14 protein-coding genes are annotated in these 19,650 nt (G+C 70.3%); 6 read left to right on the forward strand and 8 right to left on the reverse strand.

Features of this window, described 5'->3' with window-relative positions; all coding sequences use genetic code 11:
• From ABZX65_RS34240 to ABZX65_RS34265, 6 genes are all read right to left on the reverse strand, one after another.
• On the reverse strand, window positions 1-1,404 hold a 1,404-nt coding region (locus tag ABZX65_RS34240), incomplete at its 3' end, for a DEAD/DEAH box helicase (RefSeq protein WP_355349258.1).
• Window positions 1,405-1,524: 120 nt separating this feature from the next.
• Window positions 1,525-1,728: a cold-shock protein gene (locus ABZX65_RS34245; RefSeq protein ID WP_188279682.1), complete on the reverse strand. Its 204-nt coding sequence runs from the start codon at window positions 1,726-1,728 to the stop codon at window positions 1,525-1,527.
• 277 nt (window positions 1,729-2,005) lie between these two features.
• Window positions 2,006-4,411, reverse strand: a complete 2,406-nt coding sequence (locus ABZX65_RS34250; RefSeq protein ID WP_355349261.1) for a M4 family metallopeptidase — start codon at window positions 4,409-4,411, stop codon at window positions 2,006-2,008.
• Window positions 4,412-4,925: 514 nt separating this feature from the next.
• The gene (locus tag ABZX65_RS34255; protein ID WP_355349264.1) at window positions 4,926-6,812 is read right to left on the reverse strand and encodes an ABC transporter ATP-binding protein; all 1,887 of its coding nucleotides are present in this window, start codon (window positions 6,810-6,812) and stop codon (window positions 4,926-4,928) included.
• Window positions 6,809-8,797, reverse strand: coding sequence for an ABC transporter ATP-binding protein (locus ABZX65_RS34260; RefSeq protein ID WP_355349267.1), 1,989 nt, complete (start codon window positions 8,795-8,797; stop codon window positions 6,809-6,811). The genes ABZX65_RS34255 and ABZX65_RS34260 overlap by 4 nt, the downstream gene beginning before the upstream one ends.
• A gap of 343 nt (window positions 8,798-9,140) precedes the next feature.
• Window positions 9,141-9,332 (reverse strand): hypothetical protein, encoded by a 192-nt coding sequence (locus ABZX65_RS34265; RefSeq protein WP_355349270.1) that lies wholly within the window; start codon window positions 9,330-9,332, stop codon window positions 9,141-9,143.
• Between the two features lie 114 nt (window positions 9,333-9,446).
• Between ABZX65_RS34265 and ABZX65_RS34270 the strand changes: the two genes are divergently transcribed.
• The 4 genes from ABZX65_RS34270 (at window position 9,447) to ABZX65_RS34285 (ending at window position 12,503) form a co-directional block, all read left to right on the forward strand.
• Window positions 9,447-10,217 (forward strand): hypothetical protein, encoded by a 771-nt coding sequence (locus ABZX65_RS34270; protein ID WP_355349272.1) that lies wholly within the window; start codon window positions 9,447-9,449, stop codon window positions 10,215-10,217.
• A 320-nt stretch (window positions 10,218-10,537) separates the two neighbouring features.
• Entirely contained in the window at window positions 10,538-10,819 is a 282-nt protein-coding gene (locus ABZX65_RS34275) for a hypothetical protein (RefSeq protein WP_355349275.1), read from the forward strand.
• A gap of 791 nt (window positions 10,820-11,610) precedes the next feature.
• Window positions 11,611-11,910, forward strand: coding sequence for a hypothetical protein (locus ABZX65_RS34280; RefSeq protein WP_355349278.1), 300 nt, complete (start codon window positions 11,611-11,613; stop codon window positions 11,908-11,910).
• An 11-nt stretch (window positions 11,911-11,921) separates the two neighbouring features.
• Window positions 11,922-12,503, forward strand: a complete 582-nt coding sequence (locus tag ABZX65_RS34285) for an RDD family protein (protein ID WP_355349281.1) — start codon at window positions 11,922-11,924, stop codon at window positions 12,501-12,503.
• A 185-nt stretch (window positions 12,504-12,688) separates the two neighbouring features.
• Here ABZX65_RS34285 and ABZX65_RS34290 read toward each other — a convergent pair whose 3' ends face one another.
• Both ABZX65_RS34290 and glgX read right to left on the reverse strand, forming a co-directional pair.
• Window positions 12,689-14,071 carry an MFS transporter gene (locus ABZX65_RS34290; protein ID WP_355349284.1) on the reverse strand — a complete coding sequence of 461 codons (1,383 nt, stop codon included), beginning with the start codon at window positions 14,069-14,071 and terminating at the stop codon, window positions 12,689-12,691.
• A gap of 174 nt (window positions 14,072-14,245) precedes the next feature.
• Entirely contained in the window at window positions 14,246-16,468 is a 2,223-nt protein-coding gene (glgX, locus tag ABZX65_RS34295; RefSeq protein ID WP_355349349.1) for a glycogen debranching protein GlgX, read from the reverse strand.
• A 414-nt stretch (window positions 16,469-16,882) separates the two neighbouring features.
• On the opposite strand from glgX, the gene ABZX65_RS34300 reads away from it, so the two are divergent.
• Both ABZX65_RS34300 and ABZX65_RS34305 read left to right on the forward strand, forming a co-directional pair.
• Complete coding sequence (locus ABZX65_RS34300) at window positions 16,883-18,130, forward strand: Ig-like domain-containing protein (protein WP_355349287.1); 1,248 nt, start codon at window positions 16,883-16,885, stop codon at window positions 18,128-18,130.
• A 333-nt stretch (window positions 18,131-18,463) separates the two neighbouring features.
• On the forward strand, window positions 18,464-19,630 hold the full coding sequence (locus ABZX65_RS34305) for an Ig-like domain-containing protein (protein WP_355349352.1): 1,167 nt from the start codon (window positions 18,464-18,466) through the stop codon (window positions 19,628-19,630).
• Window positions 19,631-19,650 lie beyond the last annotated feature (20 nt).

Here is a 19,650-nt window from a genome sequence, read left to right on the forward strand (position 1 = left end):
TGCCGCCCCCGCCCCGGTGCTCCGGGCGGGGCCGGACGCGCACTCCATCGCCGAGGCTCCTGGTCGGCGGGATGCGGCCTTCTTGGCGGGCTGCTGACGCTCACCGGCGGCGGCCGCGCCGCCGCGCCCACTGCCGCCACGGCGGCGGCGGGACGGGACCGCGCCGGGAGCCTTGGCCTTGGGCGCCGGGACCTCGGCGGCGGGCAGCGTGACCGGGGTGCCGGACGGCTGCCGGGCACCGGTGATCCTGACCAGATCCGCGTCGCCCGGACGGACCCGGGCGGTGTGCGGCCGGATACCGGCCTGCGTCATGAGCCGGGCGTTCTCGCGCCGCTGCTCGGGCAGCACCAGCGTGACGACCGTGCCGGACTCACCGGCCCGCGCCGTACGCCCGCCGCGGTGCAGATAGTCCTTGGCCTCGGTCGGCGGATCGACGTTCACGACCAGGTCGAGACCCTCGATGTGAATCCCGCGCGCCGCGACATTCGTGGCCACCAGCGCGTCGGCCGTCCCCGTACGGAACTGGTCGAGCGCCCGGTTCCGCTGCGGCTGCGACTTGCCGCCGTGCAGCGCCACCGCCCGCACCCCGAGGCCCAGCAGGTGCTTGGTGAGCCGGTCGGCGCCGCGCTTGGTGCCGACGAACATGATCACGCCGCCCTGCCGGGCGGCGATCTCCGCGGTCACCGCCCGCTTGGTCGCCTCGTCGACGTGCAGCACGTGGTGCTCCATCGTCGTCACCGTCGCGGACGACGGGTCCACCGAGTGCGTGACCGGATTCTTCAGGAACCGCTTGACCAGCTTGTCGACATTGCGGTCCAGCGTCGCCGAGAACAGCATCCGCTGCCCGCCCGGCTTGACCTGCTCCAGCAGCCGCGTGACCTGCGGCAGGAACCCCATGTCGGCCATCTGGTCGGCCTCGTCCAGTACCGTCACGCCGACCTGGTCCAGCGAGCAGGCGTGCCGCTCGATCAGGTCGAAGAGCCGGCCGGGGGTCGCGACCAGGATCTCGGCCCCGCCGCGCAGCGCGGCGATCTGCTTGGTGATGGAGGCGCCGCCGACCACCGCGGTGGTCCGCAGCCCGAGCACCTTCGCGTACGGCGCGAGCGCGTCGGTCACCTGGGTGGCCAGCTCGCGGGTGGGCACCAGCACCAGCGCCAGCGGACGCTTGGCGTCGGCGCGGCGGCCGAGCGCCTTGACGCGGGTCAGCATCGGCAGGCCGAAGGCCAGCGTCTTGCCCGAGCCGGTACGGCCGCGGCCGAGCACGTCACGGCCGGCGAGCGAGTCCGGCAGCGTCGCGGCCTGGATCGGGAACGGTTCTGTCACCCCGTCGGCGTCCAGGGCGGCGACCAGCGCCGGGTCGAGCGGAAGCTCGGAGAACAGCTTTACGGGGGACACGGGTGACAAAAGCGGGATTCCTTCCTCGGGCCGCCACGGCGGGAGCCATTGCGGCGGCTGCACGCGAGAGGCCCGCACCGTGCGGTGCGGGCCTCCCGTTACCGAGCGTCGCGGCCCGGTTACTCTGAATTAGAGCGGACGGATGTTCTCCGCCTGCGGGCCCTTCTGGCCCTGCGTGACGTCGAACTCGACCTTCTGGCCCTCAAGCAGCTCACGGAAGCCCTGGGACTGAATGTTCGAGTAGTGGGCGAACACGTCCGGGCCGCCACCCTCCTGCTCGATGAAGCCGAAGCCCTTTTCCGAGTTGAACCACTTCACGGTTCCGGTAGCCATAACAATCTCCCTATGGTGGGGCAGTTTCCAAACCCGCACTGTACGGATATGGGTCGCTGTAGATGATCACCCCACACCGGAGAAATCCGGCAAAACAAAAGTGCGCCCGGAATCGCAATCATCCAGGCGCACAAAAAGTTCTGGGTACCACAACTGCAACGCGACCAGCCTACCAGAGTCCTGCGGCCTCCGGTCGATCTTGTCCCGGCGAGTTCCTCCGCCCGGGTCCTGCGGCGGGTGGGGACCCGCCGCAGGACTCAGACACGAGCCGTACGGGCTAGCTGACGTTGACCGCCGCGTCGTCGATCAGGAACGACGTCGCGAGGGAGGCGTCCTCGGTGCCGGTGAACTTCAGGCTGACGGTCTGGCCCTTGTAGGAGGACAGGTCGACCGAGCGCTGGACGTAGCCGGTGCCCTTGTTGACGTTGGAGTAGGTGACCAGGGTCGTGCTGCCCGCCGTGAGGGTGAGCTTGTCGTACGCCGTGGTCGTGGAGGTCTCCTGGCTGCTGATGTAGAGCCAGTAGGTGAAGGTGGCGCTGGTGCACGAGGCGGGGATCGTGACCGACTGGGCGAGCGTGTCGGTGTGCGTGGTCCCGTAGCCGTTCAGCCACGCCTTGTACGAGCCGCCGTGGGACGCGGCGCCGGTGCTGTTGTCGATCACGCCCGACGTCGTCGTCCAGCCGGTGTTGCCGCTCTCGAAGCCCGGGTTGGTCAGGAGCTGCGCCGCGGTGCAGCCGCCGCCGCCCGCGCTGGTGACCGTCCAGGTGAAGGTGGCCGTACCGGTGGCGTTGGTGGAGTCCTTCGCCGTGACCGTCACGCTGGAGCTGCCGGTCGCGGTCGGGGTGCCCGAGATCAGGCCGCTGGAGGCGTTGATCGACAGACCGGCCGGCAGGCCCGTCGCGGTGTAGGTCAGCGCGCCGCCGTTGGTGGTGCTCGCCTGGATCTGGAGGCTGGCCGCCGTGTTCACCACGGTGGACTTGGCGCCCGGGTTGGTGACGGTGACGCCGCTGGGCGTGGTGACCCGGCTGCCGACGTTGATCGCCGCCCAGGTGTTGGCGACCGTGTTGTACGTGGCGCTGTTGGCGCCCCACAGGTCGGCCGCCGCGAGCAGCGACTGGGTGCGGGCCGACGCGTAGTTGGTGGTCGAGGTGAAGCGCTCGGTGAGCGCCTTGTACCAGAGCTTGAGGGCGTTGTCCCGGCCGATGCCGGGCACCGACAGACCGTCGGAGGTCGGGCTGTTGTAGCTCACACCGCCGATGACCTTGGCGCCGCTGCCCTCGGAGAGCAGGTAGAAGAAGTGGTTGGCCGGGCCCGACGAGTAGTGCACGTCGAGGCCGCCCAGGCTGGAGGACCAGTAGTCCTTCGAGCCGCCGTCCTTGCTCGGCTGGTCCATGTACCGCAACGGCGTGCCGTTGCCGTTGATGTTGATCTTCTCGCCGATGAGGTAGTCACCCGGGTCGGAGGTGTTGTTGGCGTAGAACTCCACGCCGGTGCCGAAGATGTCCGAGGTGGCCTCGTTCAGACCGCCGGACTCACCCGAGTAGTTCAGCCCCGCGGTGTTGGAGGTGACGCCGTGGCTCATCTCGTGGCCCGCGACGTCGAGCGCGGTCAGCGGGTGCGTGTTGCCGCTGCCGTCGCCGTACGTCATGCAGAAGCAGGAGTCGTCCCAGAAGGCGTTGACGTAGCTGTTGCCGTAGTGGGCGCGGGAGTACGCGGCCACACCGTCGCCGCGTATGCCGCTGCGGCCGAAGGTGTTCTTGTAGAAGTCCCAGGTCTCCTGGGCGCCGTAGGCCGCGTCCACACCGGCGGTCGTGGCGGTCGACGGGTTGCCGTCGCCCCACGTGTCGCTGGACTGCGAGAACAGCGTGCCGGTGCCGGAGGTGCCGTGGTTCAGGTTGTACGTCTTGTGGCCGCCGCGCCCGCCGTCGGTCAGCGTGTACGTCGATCCGGACTGCGTGGTGCCGATGGTGACCTGGCCGCTGTACTCACTGTTGCCGATGCCGGTCTCGATGCCCTGGTACTCGTACAGGCGGTTGCCGGTGCTCGCGTCGGTGATGACGTGGAGCTGGTTCGGCGTGCCGTCCTCCTGGAAGCCGCCGATGACGGACTCCCAGGCCAGTGCGGGCGTACCGGACGCGGCCCAGATGACCTTGTGCGGCGCGCCGACCGCGGCCGGGGAGGCCGCGCCGTCCGCCTTCGCGCGGGCGAGCGCCGTGGTCTTCGCCGAGTCCGCGCTCTTGACCGCGGTCGTGCTGGCCACCGCCACCGAGGCGTTGGTCGCCTTGTCGACACCGGTGGTCGCCCCTGCGGCGTCCTGGTGCACGATCAAGTCGCCGCCGAGGACCGGCAGGCCCTGGTACGTACGCTCGTAGCGGGTGTGGACGGTGCCGTCGGTGTCCTTGGTGACGGACTTGACGACCAGCTTCTCACCCGAGCTCAGGTGCAGCGAGGACGCGGTGGCCGCGCTCTTGGTCTGCGCCTGCGAGACGAGGGTGGCCTGCTGGGCCGGGGAGAGCGATGCGGGCAGCGCACCCGCTCGCGGCTGAACATGTGTACTGGCCTGGGCCGTTGCCTGCCCGGGTACGCCTGCTGAGGCCGTACCCGCGGGCAGTGCGACCGCCAGCATCGCTGCACCGGCAATCAGCACTCCTGCTGCTGTTGCCTTGCGGGGGGATCTGCGCACTCGTCACTCCTTCTGCGGCGACCGCGGATGGGCGGTCGGTGACAGTCCGGACAGGTGGGGTTGGTGATCTGTCCGGGTAGAGCTGTGGCACTGCTGTAGTGCTGTGGCGTTGCTGTGGAACGGGGCACAGAGTGGCATCCTTTACCGGTACATGTCAGTGGCGTGGGGCAAACTTGGCCGAAAACAGTCCGTTGTTCGGTGAGCGGTGTTCGCATAGCGGTCATTTGTCATCGCGGTGTTGCGCGGAGAAGAAGTTTTTCTGCGGGCGAATGGGGTCAAGAGGGGGCCAATCCGGCCCTCTGGATCAGGCGCAGTTGGTGTCCCGGCAATACGAACCGCCCTTCGCGCGTGGCGCGAAGGGCGGTTCGTTGGCGCGGGCCGGGCGGTGCGCCGACGCGGGGCGGGGCGGTGCGCCGATCCGGACGGGGTGATTCGCCGACACCAGCGGGGCGGTGCGCCGACGCGGGCGGGTGCCGCGTCGGCGTGGACGGCCTCGTCGTAGGGGCGCTGACGGTCAGACCAGGCTGTCCCGCCACGCCTGGTGGAGTCCGGCGAAGTGGCCGTCGTCCGCGATGAGTTCGTCCGGGGTGCCGTCCTCGACGATCCGGCCGTCGCGCATGACCAGGACCCGGTCGGCGATCTCCACGGTCGACAGCCGGTGCGCGATGATCACCGCCGTACGCCCGTTGAGCACGGTGTGCATCGCGTGCTGGACGGCCTTCTCGCCCGGCACGTCCAGCGAGGACGTCGCCTCGTCCAGGATCAGCACGCCGGGGTCGGCGAGCAACGCCCGCGCGAAGGCGACCAGTTGGCGCTGGCCCGCGGAGATACGGCCGCCGCGCTTGCGTACGTCCGTGTCGTAGCCGTCCGGCAGCGCCGCGATGAAGTCATGGGCGCCGATGGCCTTCGCGGCGGCCTCCACATCCTCGCGGGAGGCGTCCGGCCGGCCGATCGCGATGTTCTCCGCGACCGTCCCGGAGAACAGGAACGCCTCCTGCGTCACCATCACGACCCCGCGCCGCAGATCGGTCTGCGTGAGATCGCTCAACTCCACGCCGTCCAGCAGCACTCGGCCGCTGGTGGGGTCGTAGAACCTGGCCAGCAATTTGGCGAGCGTCGACTTGCCCGCGCCGGTCGCGCCCACCACGGCGACGGTCTGCCCCGCGGGCAGCCGCAGCGAGAACCGCGGCAGCACCTCGCCGCCCGTGCGGTACGCGAAGCGCACCTCGTCGAAGACGACCTCGCGGCCCGGCAGTTCGCCCGCCCGCTCCGGCAGCGGCACCGCGCGCTCGGGCGCGGGCTCCGGCACGGTCGGCCGCTGGGCCAGCAGCCCGGCGATCTTCTCCAGTGAAGCCGCCGCTGACTGATAGGAGTTGAGGAACATGCCGAGCCGGTCGATCGGGTCGTAGAGCCGCCGCAGATACAGCACGAAGGCCGCGAGCACACCGAGCGCCATCCCGCCGTCCGCCACCCGGTACGCGCCCCACATCACGATCGCGGCGATCGTGACGTTGGCGATCACGCGGGAGCCGACGACGTAACGCGCCATCTCCAGGATCGCGTCGCCGTTGGCCCGCTCATGGCGGTGGTTCAGTTCGAGGAACGCCTCGTCGTTCGGCTCCTCGCGGCGGAACGCCTTCACCGGGCGGATGCCGTTCATCGTCTCGGTGAACTTCACGATGACGGCCGCGATGGCCGTGGACCGCTTGCGGTAGGCGACCATCGAGCGCCGCTGGTACACGCGGATCGCCACGTACAGCGGGGCGTACGACACCAGGGCCGCCAGTCCCAGCTCCCAGTCGAGGAAGATCAGCAGCGCGGTGATGTAGACCGCCGACAGCACGACCTCGATCAGCTCGTCCAGGCCGTCGTTGAGCAGTTCGCGGATCGACTCGACGTCCGAGGTGGAGCGGGAGATCAGCCGGCCCGAGGTGTAGCGCTCGTGGAAGTCCAGGCTGAGGGTCTGGGCGTGCCGGAAGATCCGGCCGCGCAGGTCGACCAGCACGTCCTGGCTGACGCGGGCGGCGACCCGGATGAAGAAGCGCTGGAGCGTGCCGGAGGCGATGCCGCAGCCCATGTAGCCGCAGGCGACCGCGATCAGCGCGCCGTGCCGGCCGTCGCGCACCGCCGGGATGGCGTGGTCGATGGCGTACGCCACCAGGAGCGGGCCCGCCTGCACGGCCGCCTGCTGGACCAGCAGCAGGATCGCGGCCAGCCAGACGCGGGCGCGGTGCGGGCCGAGGAGCGAGCGCAGGAGGGTGAACTGGGCGTTCTTCGGGGCGGGCAGGACGTCTTTGGCGAAGGGGTCGTCGGGCGGGAGCGGCGCGGCGGTGGGCTCGTCGAAGTCGTACTCCTCGGTGGCGCCGGCTTCTGTCGCGCCCTGTTCTGTCGCGGAGGTCATCGGGCGTCGCTCCTCTCCCGCGCGGCGGAAGCCTCGTCGGCCTCCCCGGTCCGTTCTTCGGCGCCGTGCTGCTCCGGCAGGTCCGGGTGCCCCTCGGCGTCCGGCTCTTCGTCGGCGCCTGACTCTTCGTCGGCACCCGGCTCTTCGTCGGCGCCCGACATCAGGTGGCGGTAGACCGCGCTGTCCCGCAGCAGTTCGGCGTGCGTGCCGACGGCCGTGATCCGGCCGTCCTCCAGCAGCGCCACCCGGTCCGCGAGCATCACCGTGGACGGGCGGTGCGCGACGACCAGCGCGGTCGTGTCGGCCAGCACCTCGCGCAGCGCGGCCTCGACCAGCGCCTCGGTGTGCACGTCGAGCGCCGACAGCGGGTCGTCCAGGACCAGGAACTGCGGGCGGCCGACCACCGCGCGGGCCAGCGCGAGCCGTTGCCGCTGCCCGCCGGAAAGGCTCAGTCCCTGCTCGCCGACCTGCGTGTCCAGGCCCTGCGGCAGCCGCTCCACGAAGCCGCACTGCGCGACGGCCAGGGCTCGTACGATGTCCGCCTCGTCGGCGCCCTCAGGGCCCGCGCCCATCGCCACGTTCTCCCGTACGGTCGCGGAGAACAGCGTCGGCTCCTCGAAGGCGACGGCGAGCAGTTCGCGCAGCCGCTTGACCGGCAGGTCGGCGATGTCCGCGCCGTCCAGGGTGATCCGGCCGCCGGTCGCCTGGTGCAGCCGGGGGAGCAGCGCGGTCAGCGTCGTCTTGCCGCTGCCGGTGGCGCCGACCAGCGCCATCGTCTCGCCGGGGCCGATGTGCAGGTCGACGCCCTTGAGGAGGTCGGGGCCCGCGTCGGGGGCGTCGGGGTAACGGAAGCGGACGGCGTGCATGCGCAGGCCGTCGCTCGGCCGTCCGGCTCCGGTGCCGTCCGTGGCATTTGCGGCGCTTCCGTCCTTCTCGCTCCCGCTGGTGCTGCCGGTGCTGCCGGTGCTGCCGCTGCTGTCGGGTTCGGGGGTGTCCATCGCCTCGAAGTACCGGTCGGCGGCGGTGGCCGCCTCGTTGCTCATCGCGAGCAGGAAGCCGATCGACTCGACCGGCCAGCGCAGCGCGAGCGCGGTCGACAGGAACGCCACCAGGGTGCCCGCCGACAGCTTGCCGTCCGCGACCTGGAGCACACCGCACACCAGCGCGGCGCCGATCGCCACCTCGGGCAGCGTCATGATCACGGCCCAGATGTCCGAGAGCAGCCGCGCCTTGCGCATCTCAGTACGCCACAGCCCCCGGGTCTGCGCGCGGAAGGCCCGCGCCTGGCTGCGGTGCCGGCCGAACGCCTTGATGATCCGGATGCCCAGCACCGACTCCTCGACCAGCGTGGCCAGATCGCCCGCCTGGTCCTGAGCGCGGCGGGCGGCCAGCGCGTACCGCGTCTCGAAGACGGAACACATGATCATCAGCGGCACGGCGGGCGCCAGCAGCACCAGGCCGAGCAGCCAGGACTGCGCGAACAGGATCGCGAAGCCGATCAGCACGGTGACGGTGTTGACCACCAGGAAGACCAGCGGGAAGGCGAGGAACATCCGCAGGATCTGGAGGTCCATCGTCGCCCGCGAGAGCAACTGCCCCGACGCCCAGCGGTCGTGGAACTCCACCGGCAGCCGCTGGAGATGCCGGTACAGATCCGCCCGCATCGCCGCCTCGACCCCGGCCAGCGGCCGGGCCACCAGCCACCGCCTGATCCCGAACAGCAGCGCCTCCAGCAGCCCGAGCAGCAGGATCAGCCCGCCGCCGAGCCACACCCCGGCTGGATCGTGGTCCGAGACCGGCCCGTCCACCATCCACTTCAGCACCAGCGGAATCAGCAGCGCCACGCACGACGCGCCCGCGCCCACCACCGCGGACACCCCCAACCGCACCCGCACCGCCCGCACATAAGGCCAAAGGCGCAGCAGCGACCGAATCGCTGATCTCGAACGGACGGCGGGCGCGGGGTCAGTGGTCGTGGCAGACATCCCTCCCGACATTAGGCGCGACCACCGACACCGCTCACCCCGTTTTCCGCCGCGCCCACGCCCCTCCGATCTCTTCCCGCCACAGGCACGGGGCCGCCCCCGCGATCACCTGTCGCACACCATGCGAATCCTTGAAGAATTCATTACCTCCCCATGACCCGAGGCCCCCGGACCGGACGGCGAGGCCGCCCTCCGCGTGGTCCCCGCGCCGGGGGCGGGTGAGGTCGTTGGGACTCGGCGGCGGCACCGGCCCGCTGGCGACCGTCACGGTGGACGGCAAGTCGTACGGCATCACCGCTCCGTGGACGCTCCCGGCGCCGACCCCGGCCGGGGCCACGGCCACTTACGCCTCCGTGCTGCCCGACGTGGACCTCGTGATCTCCGCGGTCGCGGACGGATTCGCCGAGAACGTGGTCGTCAAGTCGCGCGCCGCCGCGCAGAATCCGCAGTTGGCGGCCCTCCGGTTTCCCGTCACGCTGAGCGGCCTGACGGTGAGAGCGTCGGCGTCGGGCGGCGCGGCACTGGTCGACGACACGGGACGCCCGGTGTTCACGACCGGAACGGCTCTGCAATGGGACAGCGCACCTCCTGTGCAGACGCCCGGGGTGACGCGGCAACGTCGCGTGGCGTCGCGTCCACGGGAACAGCCGTGGCAGACGCCACGAACGACCCCGCGCCGACATCCAAGACCGCGGTCATGGATGTCTCGATCGACGGGACGGCGATGACCCTGACTCCGGACCAGGGATTCCTGTCCGACAGCGGCACTGCCTACCCGGTGGTGCTCGACCCGCACGGGGTGGCAGACAAGAACATCCTCGAAGCCACCTTCAACGCCGAAGAAGTGTGGTCGGCCAACTGCACCCCCATGGAAATCCAACTGTGGCGGACGAGCTCGATCTCGTCATCGACGACCTGGAACAAACCGTCCACCTGGTACGTGCAAGTTGACGCCTTCGCCGCGGCCAAGGGCAGCTCATCCGGCTGCCCCGGCGGCAACCTGGAGTTCAACGCCACCAAGGCGACGTTGTCGGTCACCTTTGTCTCCGCCCCCACCGAGCCCACGGGTCTGAGGATGGCCGACCCGAATGTGGGCTGCGCCGACGAAGCACACCCGGCGATCATTCGCACCGCGACGCCGAGGCTGTCGGCGGCTCCGAAGTCGTCGGACGGATCGCAGGCGACGCTGCGACCCAACTTCGTCGTGCAGACCGCGGCCGGTGTCCTGGCCGCCAAGGGCACGCCGGTTCCATGTACTCGCCGTAGACGAAGTACTGCTACTTCACGATCGACACGACCCCGCCCCCGACGCCGACCATCGCCCCCACCGCCCCGAGGGGGATCTATCTCGGGTGCGCGACTCCGTTCGGTCGTGATGGGTTCAAGGGGGCGGGTACGGTGTTTGATTCAGACGTATTGAGACTCTACGATGAATAACGCATAAGGGTGGTTGGGGCCGATATGGACCTAGAGCTGCGACGGCATTCCTGGGGATCGCTCCAAGGGGTTTCTGATGATGCCGGCATGCTCGGGGATGCCCTCTGGGGCCTTTCCCGTGCTGGCAGTCGGGAAGCTGCGGTGGACGCTACGCGTCGGGTAGAGCGGGTCGTATTTGTGCAAGGACTTCTATGTGAAGCCTCAATCGCCTTGGCGTCTAGTCTCGTTCATTGCCTGTGGCGCTGCTCGGAATATTCTGAAGACCTAATTCTAGGGCTTCTCTCGGACATCTCGGCTGCCGTGGTGAGCGAGGAGGATCCCGGCGTGTACGGTCCGACATCCGAAGCGGAGTGCATGAAAGAGATCAGCCTAGGTTATCCGGCCTATGTTGAGATTCTTGAAACGAGTGCAACGCTTGATTCTCGTACGGCTTGCGTCGACCTGATTCTCATGTGTGGGCTATTTGATAGCGAGCTTAGATCTCGGTCCATATATTTCCTGGAGAGCGCTCAAGGGATGGACGGCCTGGAGGGGAATGCAGGCGTGATTTCTTCCTCGATTGAAGAACTGCGAAATGCTGGATGATTTTCTCGAAAGTATTCGGGATGCCTGGGATGGCAGCTCTTACGGAAACGTCCGCGGACGAGAGCTGAGGTGGACGGGGCTGATGCCGGTGCGAGGGCGAGCGAGGCGCATGTGTCAGCCACGACGGTCGGCACGCCCAGCGTCGTGGCTGACTTTCTGCGGCTGATGCCAGAACCCGACGGGTACGGCACGCACGTGAGGGTCCGTCCCCCGCCAGGGCTGACGGGTGGGGGGGCGAGCCTCGGTCGGCCGTGCCCGGCAGGGACGGGAGTTCGGTGGTGAGCGCGGTTCGGCGAAGTCCTCGCTCGTCGGTGAGGTTTCTTCGTCCAGGGCGCACTGCATGGTGTACCGGGCTGGCGCCGCGTCCGGTTGGCGGTCGGGTTGCATCGTCCAGGTCTTGTAGCGCAGGACCGAGCGAGGGGTCACCGTCCCTCACCTCCGGTTGGCCGCGAATACCTTCATGCCAGCGGTGATGCCCGTGCGAGGTGTGTGCGCTTGGGTCTACGGGGCCGGACCTCTTCGTGCTGGGAGGCGACACGCCACTTCGCTGTCCGTTGCTCTGAATCTTGGGAATCCTTGGGGATTTTATTACTCCACCATGACCTGACGGCCGCCAAGATCACCCCCTGGACAACTCATGTCCACTTGAACAACATCTGGGGTGGGGACGCGGGATGGGGAAGAACGTGCGGCGGGCTGCGGGGACGCGGACTACGGCGGATGTGCTGTTGCGGTGGGCTTGGGTGCGGCGGCGGTCGGCTGAGGGGGATCGGGCCGATCTCGATGCCGGGATGACGCTGAAGGTCGCCGGGTTCACGAAGACGATCGGCGCGGGCGGGGCGAATACGGGCCGGTCGCGGCAGGGTTGGGTGTTGCTCACCGCGAGCGGACCGCTCGTGTGGGAGGACCGGCGAAGTCGGCAACAGGTGGAGCTCGCAGGGCCGGTGAAGCTTGTGGGGGAGGGGGAACGCGTGCCGGGGGCGTTCAAGTTTCGGCGGTTCAAGTTGACGACCGGAGACGGGTCGTACGACCTGGCCGTGCCCACCGATGACGTGGAGACGGTGCGGTACGCGTTGGGGGCGGCGGTGTGACGCAGGTGCGGGTGCCTCCGTCGGCCGGCGGTGCGGCACGAGAGCGGGACCCGCTGAACGGGGTGCGGCCGACCGGGTCGGAAACCGCGTACGTCCAGGCGGGCGTCGAGGGGACGCTGCCCGTGGTCGGCGGCGCGGTGGTCGTCGAACTCGCCCCAGCAGGGCGGCGGTTCCTCGCCGCGCTGATCGACCTCGTTGTGGCCGGGGCGAGCCTGGCGGTACCGCTGATGGGCGGCACCGCGTTGCAGAACGCGGTCGCGCCGGACGGTGGCGGCTACTGGGACCTGCTCGGGCTGTGGCTCGGCGGCTTCGTCTGGCTCACGCTGTACGGCACCGTCTTCGTCGCGCTGTGGGGTGGCACGCCGGGCCTGCTCGTCACCGGCCTGCGGGTCGCCCGCGTCTGGCGCGGTCACGAGCGGGCGACGTGGCAGGAGGCTTTCAAGCGGGCCCGGTTCGTGGCGGCCGTGTGCTGGCTGATCCCGGTGATCAATGTGATCACCGTCCTTGTCCGCCTCGCTCACCTCGTCCAGGACCGGCCGTACCACCAGAGCACCTTTGACACCGCCGCGAGCACCGTGGTCGTGCGCCGGTGAGGTAGGACGCTTCCGTGAGGAACGGGTGCGCTCGGCGACGTTGGGCGCGGGAACTGCGCGGGCGCCCCCTCCTGCGTCAGTGCGGCGCGCCTTCCCCGCCCGCCCGGGGGAATGGGGGCAGGGGCGGCCGGATTGCCCCGTTGGGGCGGGTGGTGAGGGGCCGGTCGTGATCCGCCGGACAGGCCCTAAGGCGTGGGGACTCGGCGGAGGTTGCGGATGGCGGGGACGGAGAGGAGGAGGGTGCAGACGATGAGGGTGACCACGGCGCCGGTCTGGAGGACGTGGCGGGCGCCGAAGGCGGCGGAGGCGGGGCCGGCGAGGGACTGGCCGACCGGCATCATGGCGATGGAGCCGGCGACCTCGTAGGCGTGGATGCGGTTGAGGATCTCGCCGGGGACCTGGGTCTGGACGCTGGTGGCCCAGTTGACGCCCCAGTAGGCCCAGCAGATGCCGGAGCCGAAGACGCAGGCGGCGATCGCGGGGACCGGGAGGTCGAAGCCGACCGAGGCGGGCATCAGGGCGGTGCCGAAGAGGGCGATGGAGCCCGCGCGCAAGGGGCGGTCCGCGCGTACGCGCATGGCGATCAGCGCGCCGACCGCGGTGCCGCCGCCGAGGGCGGAGTTGACGAGGCCGTAGGCGCCCGCGCCGTGCTCGGGGATGATCTGACCGGCGGCGAGCGGTATGTAGGGGCCGAAGACAAAGATCATGTAGCCCATCCAGATCACGATCACCCCCCACATCCAGGTGCGCGCGCGGAACTCCCGCCAGCCCTCCGCGAGATCGGCCTTGAACGTGCCAGTGCCCGAGCCGGTGCCCGACCCCGATCCCGTCCCGGCACCCGTCTTCGCCGGAAGCGGGCGCAGCCGCAGCGCGATCAGGCACAGCGCGCTGACCAGATACGTGGACGCGTGGACGGCGAAGACGACGCCCGGTGAGGTGAAGCCGATCAGGACACCGGCGACCGCGGGCCCGGCCAGCCCCGCGACGGACTCGGCGGTACGGGTCACACCGTTGGCGCCCTGCACATCGGTGGCGACCCGGACGACCGTACTGGCCACGCCCGGCTGGAACATGGCCGCCGCCGTGCCGTTGACGACGGCGATCAGCGCCATCTCCCACAGCGTGATGTGGTGGGTGAGGAAGAGCACCGCCGCGGTGGACTGCGTGCCGACGCGTACGAGATCGGCGCCGATCATCAGCCGCCGCGCGTTGAAGCGGTCCGCGAAGACCCCGCCGAAGATGACGAATCCGGCGAAGCACGCGGTGGAAGCGGCCATCACCAGGCCGATGTCACCGGCCGAGTAGCCGTACTGGATCAGGCCCGCGGACAGCGCGACCGGCAGCATCGTGTCGCCGAGCATGGCGACGGAGCGGGCCGTGAAGTAGAACCGGAAATTCGCCGACCACAGCCGCTCCTTGCCGGGAAGCGGGGACGTGCGCGGGAGGTCTACCGGGGACGTGCGCGGGAGGTCCACCGCGGCGTCGGACAACGGCATGAGATTCGGCTGCGAAAGCGGCTCGGCGGCATCGGCCCCGGCGCGGTCGGGGCTGGGCGCGGAAGAGGTCACCAGGACATAGTGGACTGGACCATTCGGTGTCGTCCACACCGGTCCACACCGGTCCACGCCATCCCCCGCGCCGGTTCACGCACCAGTCAACGCACCGGTCCACGCCATCCCCCGCACCGGTCAACCCACCGGCCCCCGCCACCCCCCGCCGCCCGCCCGCTCCGGTGACCGAACTCACCCGCTGAGCAGCTCTTCCCGCCCCTCACCGCCGCCGCACGCCCGGTACAGCCGTACGGACCTCTCCGCCACCGCCACCTCGGAACCAGCCGCCGCACGCGCCCCCTCCGGCGCCGCCGTCTGCTCCTCCAGGGCGGTGTCGACGAGCAGTTCGTACGCCGCCGCCCACGGCGACCCCGGCAGCGTGAAAGCGGCGGGCCGCGACCCCGCGTGCGCGATCAGCAGGAAGCTGTCGTCCACGACCGCCTCCCCCCGCGCGTTCCGCTGCGGAATCTCCTGCCCCGACAGGAACATCCCCAGCGTCGAGCCCGGCGCGAACCAGTCCTCGTCCGTCATCTCCTCGCCGCGCGGCCCGAACCAGGCCAGATCGCGCAACCCCTCCGGCGCCTGCGCGAGCCCGGAGAAGAAGCCGCCGCGCCGCAGCACCGGATGGGCCCGGCGCAGGGCGATCAGCCGCGCCGCGAGATCGGACAGCGACCGCCAGGCCGGATCGTCCGCCAGCGACCAGTCGATCCAGCTCACCTCGTTGTCCTGGCAGTACGCGTTGTTGTTGCCGCCCTGCGTCCGCCCCATCTCGTCGCCCGCGACCAGCATCGGCACCCCGGTGGACAGCAGCAGTGTGGAGAGCAGGTTGCGGATCTGGCGGCGGCGCAGCGCGCTGATGCCGGGATCGTCGGTCGGCCCCTCGGCGCCGCAGTTCCACGACCGGTTGCCGTCGGTGCCGTCCCGCCCGTCCTCGCCGTTGGCCTCGTTGTGCTTGCGCTCGTAGCTCACCAGGTCGCGCAGGGTGAAACCGTCGTGCGCGGTGACGAAGTTGACCGAGGCGTACGGCCGCCGCCCGCCCCAGTCGTACAGGTCGCTCGACCCGGACAGCCGGTACGCCAGATCGCGTACGTCCCCGGCCGCGCCCCGCCAGAAGTCCCGTACGGTGTCGCGGAACCGGTCGTTCCACTCCGTCCACAGCGGCGGGAAGGCGCCCACCTGGTAGCCGCCGGAGCCCACGTCCCACGGCTCGGCGATCAGTTTGACCCGGCGCAGCACCGGGTCCTGGGCGATCACCGTGAGGAAGGGGGAGAGCATGTCCACGTCGTGCGTCGAGCGGGCCAGCGCCGCCGCCAGGTCGAACCGGAAGCCGTCCACGCCCATTTCGGTCACCCAGTAGCGCAGGCTGTCGGTGATCAGCCGCAGCACGTGCGGCTGGACGACGCTGAGGGTGTTGCCGCAGCCGGTGTAGTCGGCGTAGCGCCGCGCGTCCTGCTGGAGCCGGTAGTAACCGCGGTTGTCGATACCGCGCAGCGACAGCGTGGGGCCGCCCTCGCCGCCCTCGGCGGTGTGGTTGTAGACCACGTCGAGGATCACCTCGATGCCCGCCGCGTGCAGCGCCCGCACCATCCGCTTGAACTCGCCGACCTGTTCGCCGCGCGTGCCGCTCGCGCTGTACGCGGCGTGCGGCGCGAAGTAGCCGATCGAGTTGTAACCCCAGTAGTTGCGCAGCCCCTTGCGCTCCAGGTGCTCCTCGTGCGCGAAGTGGTGCACCGGCAGCAGCTCGACGGCGGTCACCCCGAGCCGGGTCAGATGGGCGATGGCCGCCGGGTGCGCGAGACCGGCGTACGTACCGCGCAGCTCCGGCGGAATGTCCGGGTGCGCCCGGGTGAAACCGCGCACGTGCAACTCGTAGATCACCGAGTCCGACCAGGGCGTCTTCGGCCGGTGGTCGTCCTCCCAGTCGTCGTCATCGTCGACCACGACGCCCTTGGGGACGTACGGCGCCGAGTCGCGGTTGTCGCGCACGGTGTCGGCGACCTGCCGCTCGGGCCAGTCGCGCACGTGCCCGTACACCTCGGGGACCAGCGTGAAGTCGCCGTCCACCGCCCGCGCGTACGGGTCGAGCAGCAGCTTCGCCGGATTCCAGCGGGCGCCGGTCCACGGGTCCCAGCGACCGCCGACCCGGTAGCCGTACCGCTGGCCCGGCAGCGCGTCCGGTACGAAGCCGTGCCATATCTCATGGGTCAGCTCGGTCAGCGGCGCCCGCGTCTCGGTGCCGTCCGCGTCGAACAGGCACACCTCGACGGACTCCGCCCCGCCCGCCCACAGCGCGAAGTTGGTGCCCGCGCGCCCGCCGGGACCGGCGTGGAAACGCGCGCCGAGCGGCTGCGCCGAGCCGGGCCACACGGTCGCGAGCCGCGGCGCCACCCGCCGGTCCGACGCACCGGACGGCAGCGATACGGAAGCCACCGGCGGATTCCGCGGTACGGCCGGGGCGAGTGCGACAGACGGGTCCCGCGGTACGGCCGGGCCCGGCACCGGCGACGGCGGCGGTACGGTCGCCACCCCCGGATCGCCTGCGGGCAGCGGAAGACCCTCCGGGCGTCCCACGACGCCGTGTTCGCGTGTCTCTGACACGTGTATGCCTCCCGCGGCTCCGAAGGACCGAGCTGTGACCAGGTGCGCTGTGCCGGCAGGGCGGGCCGGGTCCGTACCGTACGCCGGGTGTCCCTCCCCGCGTCGACGGCCGTTTCCCCGCACCCGCTGCTCCATTCATTCCCACCGGGGGGTACGGAGTCACACGGTTGATCGGTGCACGTGCCGGCGGACAGCGCGTTTCCCCGGCGGCGGTCGTCTCGTTGACGGTGCGTGAAGACAGCGGTGAGGCGCGTGCTGCGCGCGGGTGCGGGAGTGGTACTGGGTGCGACGCTGATCGCGGGCTGCGGGGGACCGGGCGGGTCCGGCGGGTCCGGCGGGACGGGCGGGGGTGACGACCGGGCGCCGAGCGCCACGTCGACCGACACCTCGACCGCCGTACCGGACGTCTCGCAGGCGGCCATCACCGTATCGCCCGGCGACGGCGCGAAGGACGTACCCGCCAGCGGGACGCTGCGCGTCACCGTCGGCCAGGGCAAGCTCACCGGGGTCACCGCCAAGAGCGCGGACGGCACCGCCGTGCCCGGCACCCTCGCCGCCGACGGCAGCGGCTGGCAGCCCACCGGACGCCTCGCGCTGGCCACCCGCTACACCGTCGACGCCTACGCGGTCGACGAGCAGGGCCGCCCGGCCGCCAAGCACGCCGACTTCACCACCCTCGTGCCGCAGCACACCTTCATCGGCTTCTTCACCCCGGAGAACGGCTCGACCGTCGGCGTCGGCATGATCGTCTCGCTGAGGTTCAACCGCCCGGTTACCGACCGCGCCGCCGTCGAACGCGCCATCACGGTCACGTCCGTACCCGCCGTCACCGTCACCGGCCACTGGTTCGGCGGCCAGCGGCTCGACCTGCGCCCCGCCGACTACTGGAAGGCCGGCACCCGCGTCACCCTCCACCTGCGGCTGCGCGACGTCCAGGGCGCGCCCGGCGTCTACGGCACCCAGTCCAAGGACGTGCGGTTCACCATCGGCCGCGACCAGCGCAGCACCGTCGACGCGGTGGCGCACACTCTGGTCGTCCGGCGCGGCGGCGCGGTCGTGCGCACCCTCCCCGCCTCGACCGGCGCGCCCCAGCACACCACGTACGACGGCGTGATGGTCATCGCCGAGAAGCACGCCGTCACGCGCATGAACGGCCAGACGGTCGGCTTCGGCGGCGAATACGACATCCCGGACGTCCCGCACGCGATGCGGCTGACCAACTCCGGCACCTTCGTGCACGGCAACTACTGGTCTCCAGCCGGGGTCTTCGGCACCACCAACGTCAGCCACGGCTGCATCGGGCTGCGCGACGTCAAGGGCGGCAGCGCCACCAGCCCGGCGGGCTGGTTCTTCGACCACTCCCTGGTCGGCGACCCGATCCGCGTGACCAACTCCCATGACCGCACGGTCGCCGCCGACAACGGGATGGGCGGCTGGAATCTCAGCTGGGCCCAGTGGCAGGCGGGTTCCGCCCTGTAGCGGCGGCCCCGCCCGTCCCGCGCGCGGGCTCGCCAGTCCGCCGCCCCCGTCCCGCATGCGCGGGCTCCCCAGTCCGCCGCCCCGTCCGCGCACGCGGGCTCCCCGTCCGCCGCACCCCCACTACACCCCCGACCGGCCCCGGTCCACAGCCATCTGGGACGGAACGGTGACAATCTCGTGAGCACTCGCGCTTGTTCCGTGTGATTGTCTTGCGCTGACCAGGGGAGTTCAGGTGTTCCGGGCGGTAGGGGAGAGCAAGAGTTGAAGCCGATATTGGCTGCGCCGGGTATCAGGAGAAACGTTCTGGTGCTGGCGCTCGGAGCGTTGCTGCTGATGGTCACCGCGTGCGGTGGCGGCGGTGGCGGCGGCAAGTCCGGCAGTGGGAACGGCTCCACGTCGGCCTCGAACGGCAAGGCGAACGCGTCGGACACGGTCGCCTCGACCGCCGTCGTGACGATCCTGCCGAAGGACGGCTCGACCGAGGTGTCGACCACGGGGACGCTGAAGGTCACGGCGCAGGGCGGCAAGCTCTCGTCGGTCGTCGTGAAGGACGACAAGGGCACGGAGGTGGAGGGCGCGATCTCCGCCGACGGCGCCGGATGGGTGCCGGCCGGGCACCTGGACACGTCCACGCAGTACTCGGTGGACGCGGTCGCCAAGGATGACGCGGGACGTGAGTCCGACAAGCACTCCAGCTTCACCACGGTCACCCCGAAGAACACCTTCGTCGGTTACTACACGCCGGAGGACGGTTCGACCGTCGGCGTCGGCATGGAGGTCTTCCTCAACTTCAACCGGCCGATCACGAACAAGAAGGCCGTCGAGGAAGGCGTCAAGGTCACCGCGAGCCCGTCGGTCCCGGTCGCCGCGCACTGGTACGGCGACCAGCAGCTCTACATCCGCCCGCAGGAGTACTGGGCGGCCGGTACGAAGGTCACGCTGAGCCTCAACCTCAACGGTGTCGAGGGCGCCCCCGGCGTCTACGGCAAGCAGCACAAGGACGTCCACTTCACCGTCGGCCGCCGCCAGGTGAGCATCGTGGACGCGGCCAAGCACACCATGACCGTCTACCGCGACAACAAGGTGCTGCGCACCATCCCGATCTCCTCGGGCGCGCCGGACCACACCACGTACAACGGCAAGATGGTCATCTCCGAGAAGTACGTGACCACCCGGATGAACGGCGACACGGTCGGCTTCGGCGGTGAGTACGACATCAAGGACGTGCCGCACGCCATGCGGCTGACCACCTCGGGCACCTTCATCCACGGCAACTACTGGGCCGCGACCTCGGTCTTCGGCAACAGCAACACCAGCCACGGCTGCGTGGGTCTGCACGACGTGCGCGGCGCGGGTGACGCGAGCACCCCCGCGGCATGGTTCTACAACCAGTCGATCATCGGTGACGTGGTGCAGGTGCAGAACTCCAAGGACAAGACGGTCCAGTGGTACAACGGCCTCAACGGCTGGAACCTCCCCTGGAGCGAGTGGACGTCCTGACCGGGTTCCGCATCAGGTTC

Origin of the sequence: Streptomyces sp. NPDC003300 (assembly GCF_040610915.1) — a bacterium.
Taxonomy (GTDB): Bacteria; Actinomycetota; Actinomycetes; order Streptomycetales; family Streptomycetaceae; genus Actinacidiphila.

Bases quoted from the DNA above. Each gene is read 5' to 3' on its own strand.
- ABZX65_RS34280 (WP_355349278.1), top strand. From the start codon at position 11,611: ATGACGCTGAAGGTCGCCGGGTTCACGAAGACGATCGGCGCGGGCGGG.
- ABZX65_RS34255 (WP_355349264.1), bottom strand. From the start codon at position 6,812: ATGACCTCCGCGACAGAACAGGGCGCGACAGAAGCCGGCGCCACCGAG.
- ABZX65_RS34260 (WP_355349267.1), bottom strand. From the start codon at position 8,797: ATGTCTGCCACGACCACTGACCCCGCGCCCGCCGTCCGTTCGAGATCA.
- ABZX65_RS34305 (WP_355349352.1), top strand. From the start codon at position 18,464: ATGGTCACCGCGTGCGGTGGCGGCGGTGGCGGCGGCAAGTCCGGCAGT.
- ABZX65_RS34245 (WP_188279682.1), bottom strand. From the start codon at position 1,728: ATGGCTACCGGAACCGTGAAGTGGTTCAACTCGGAAAAGGGCTTCGGC.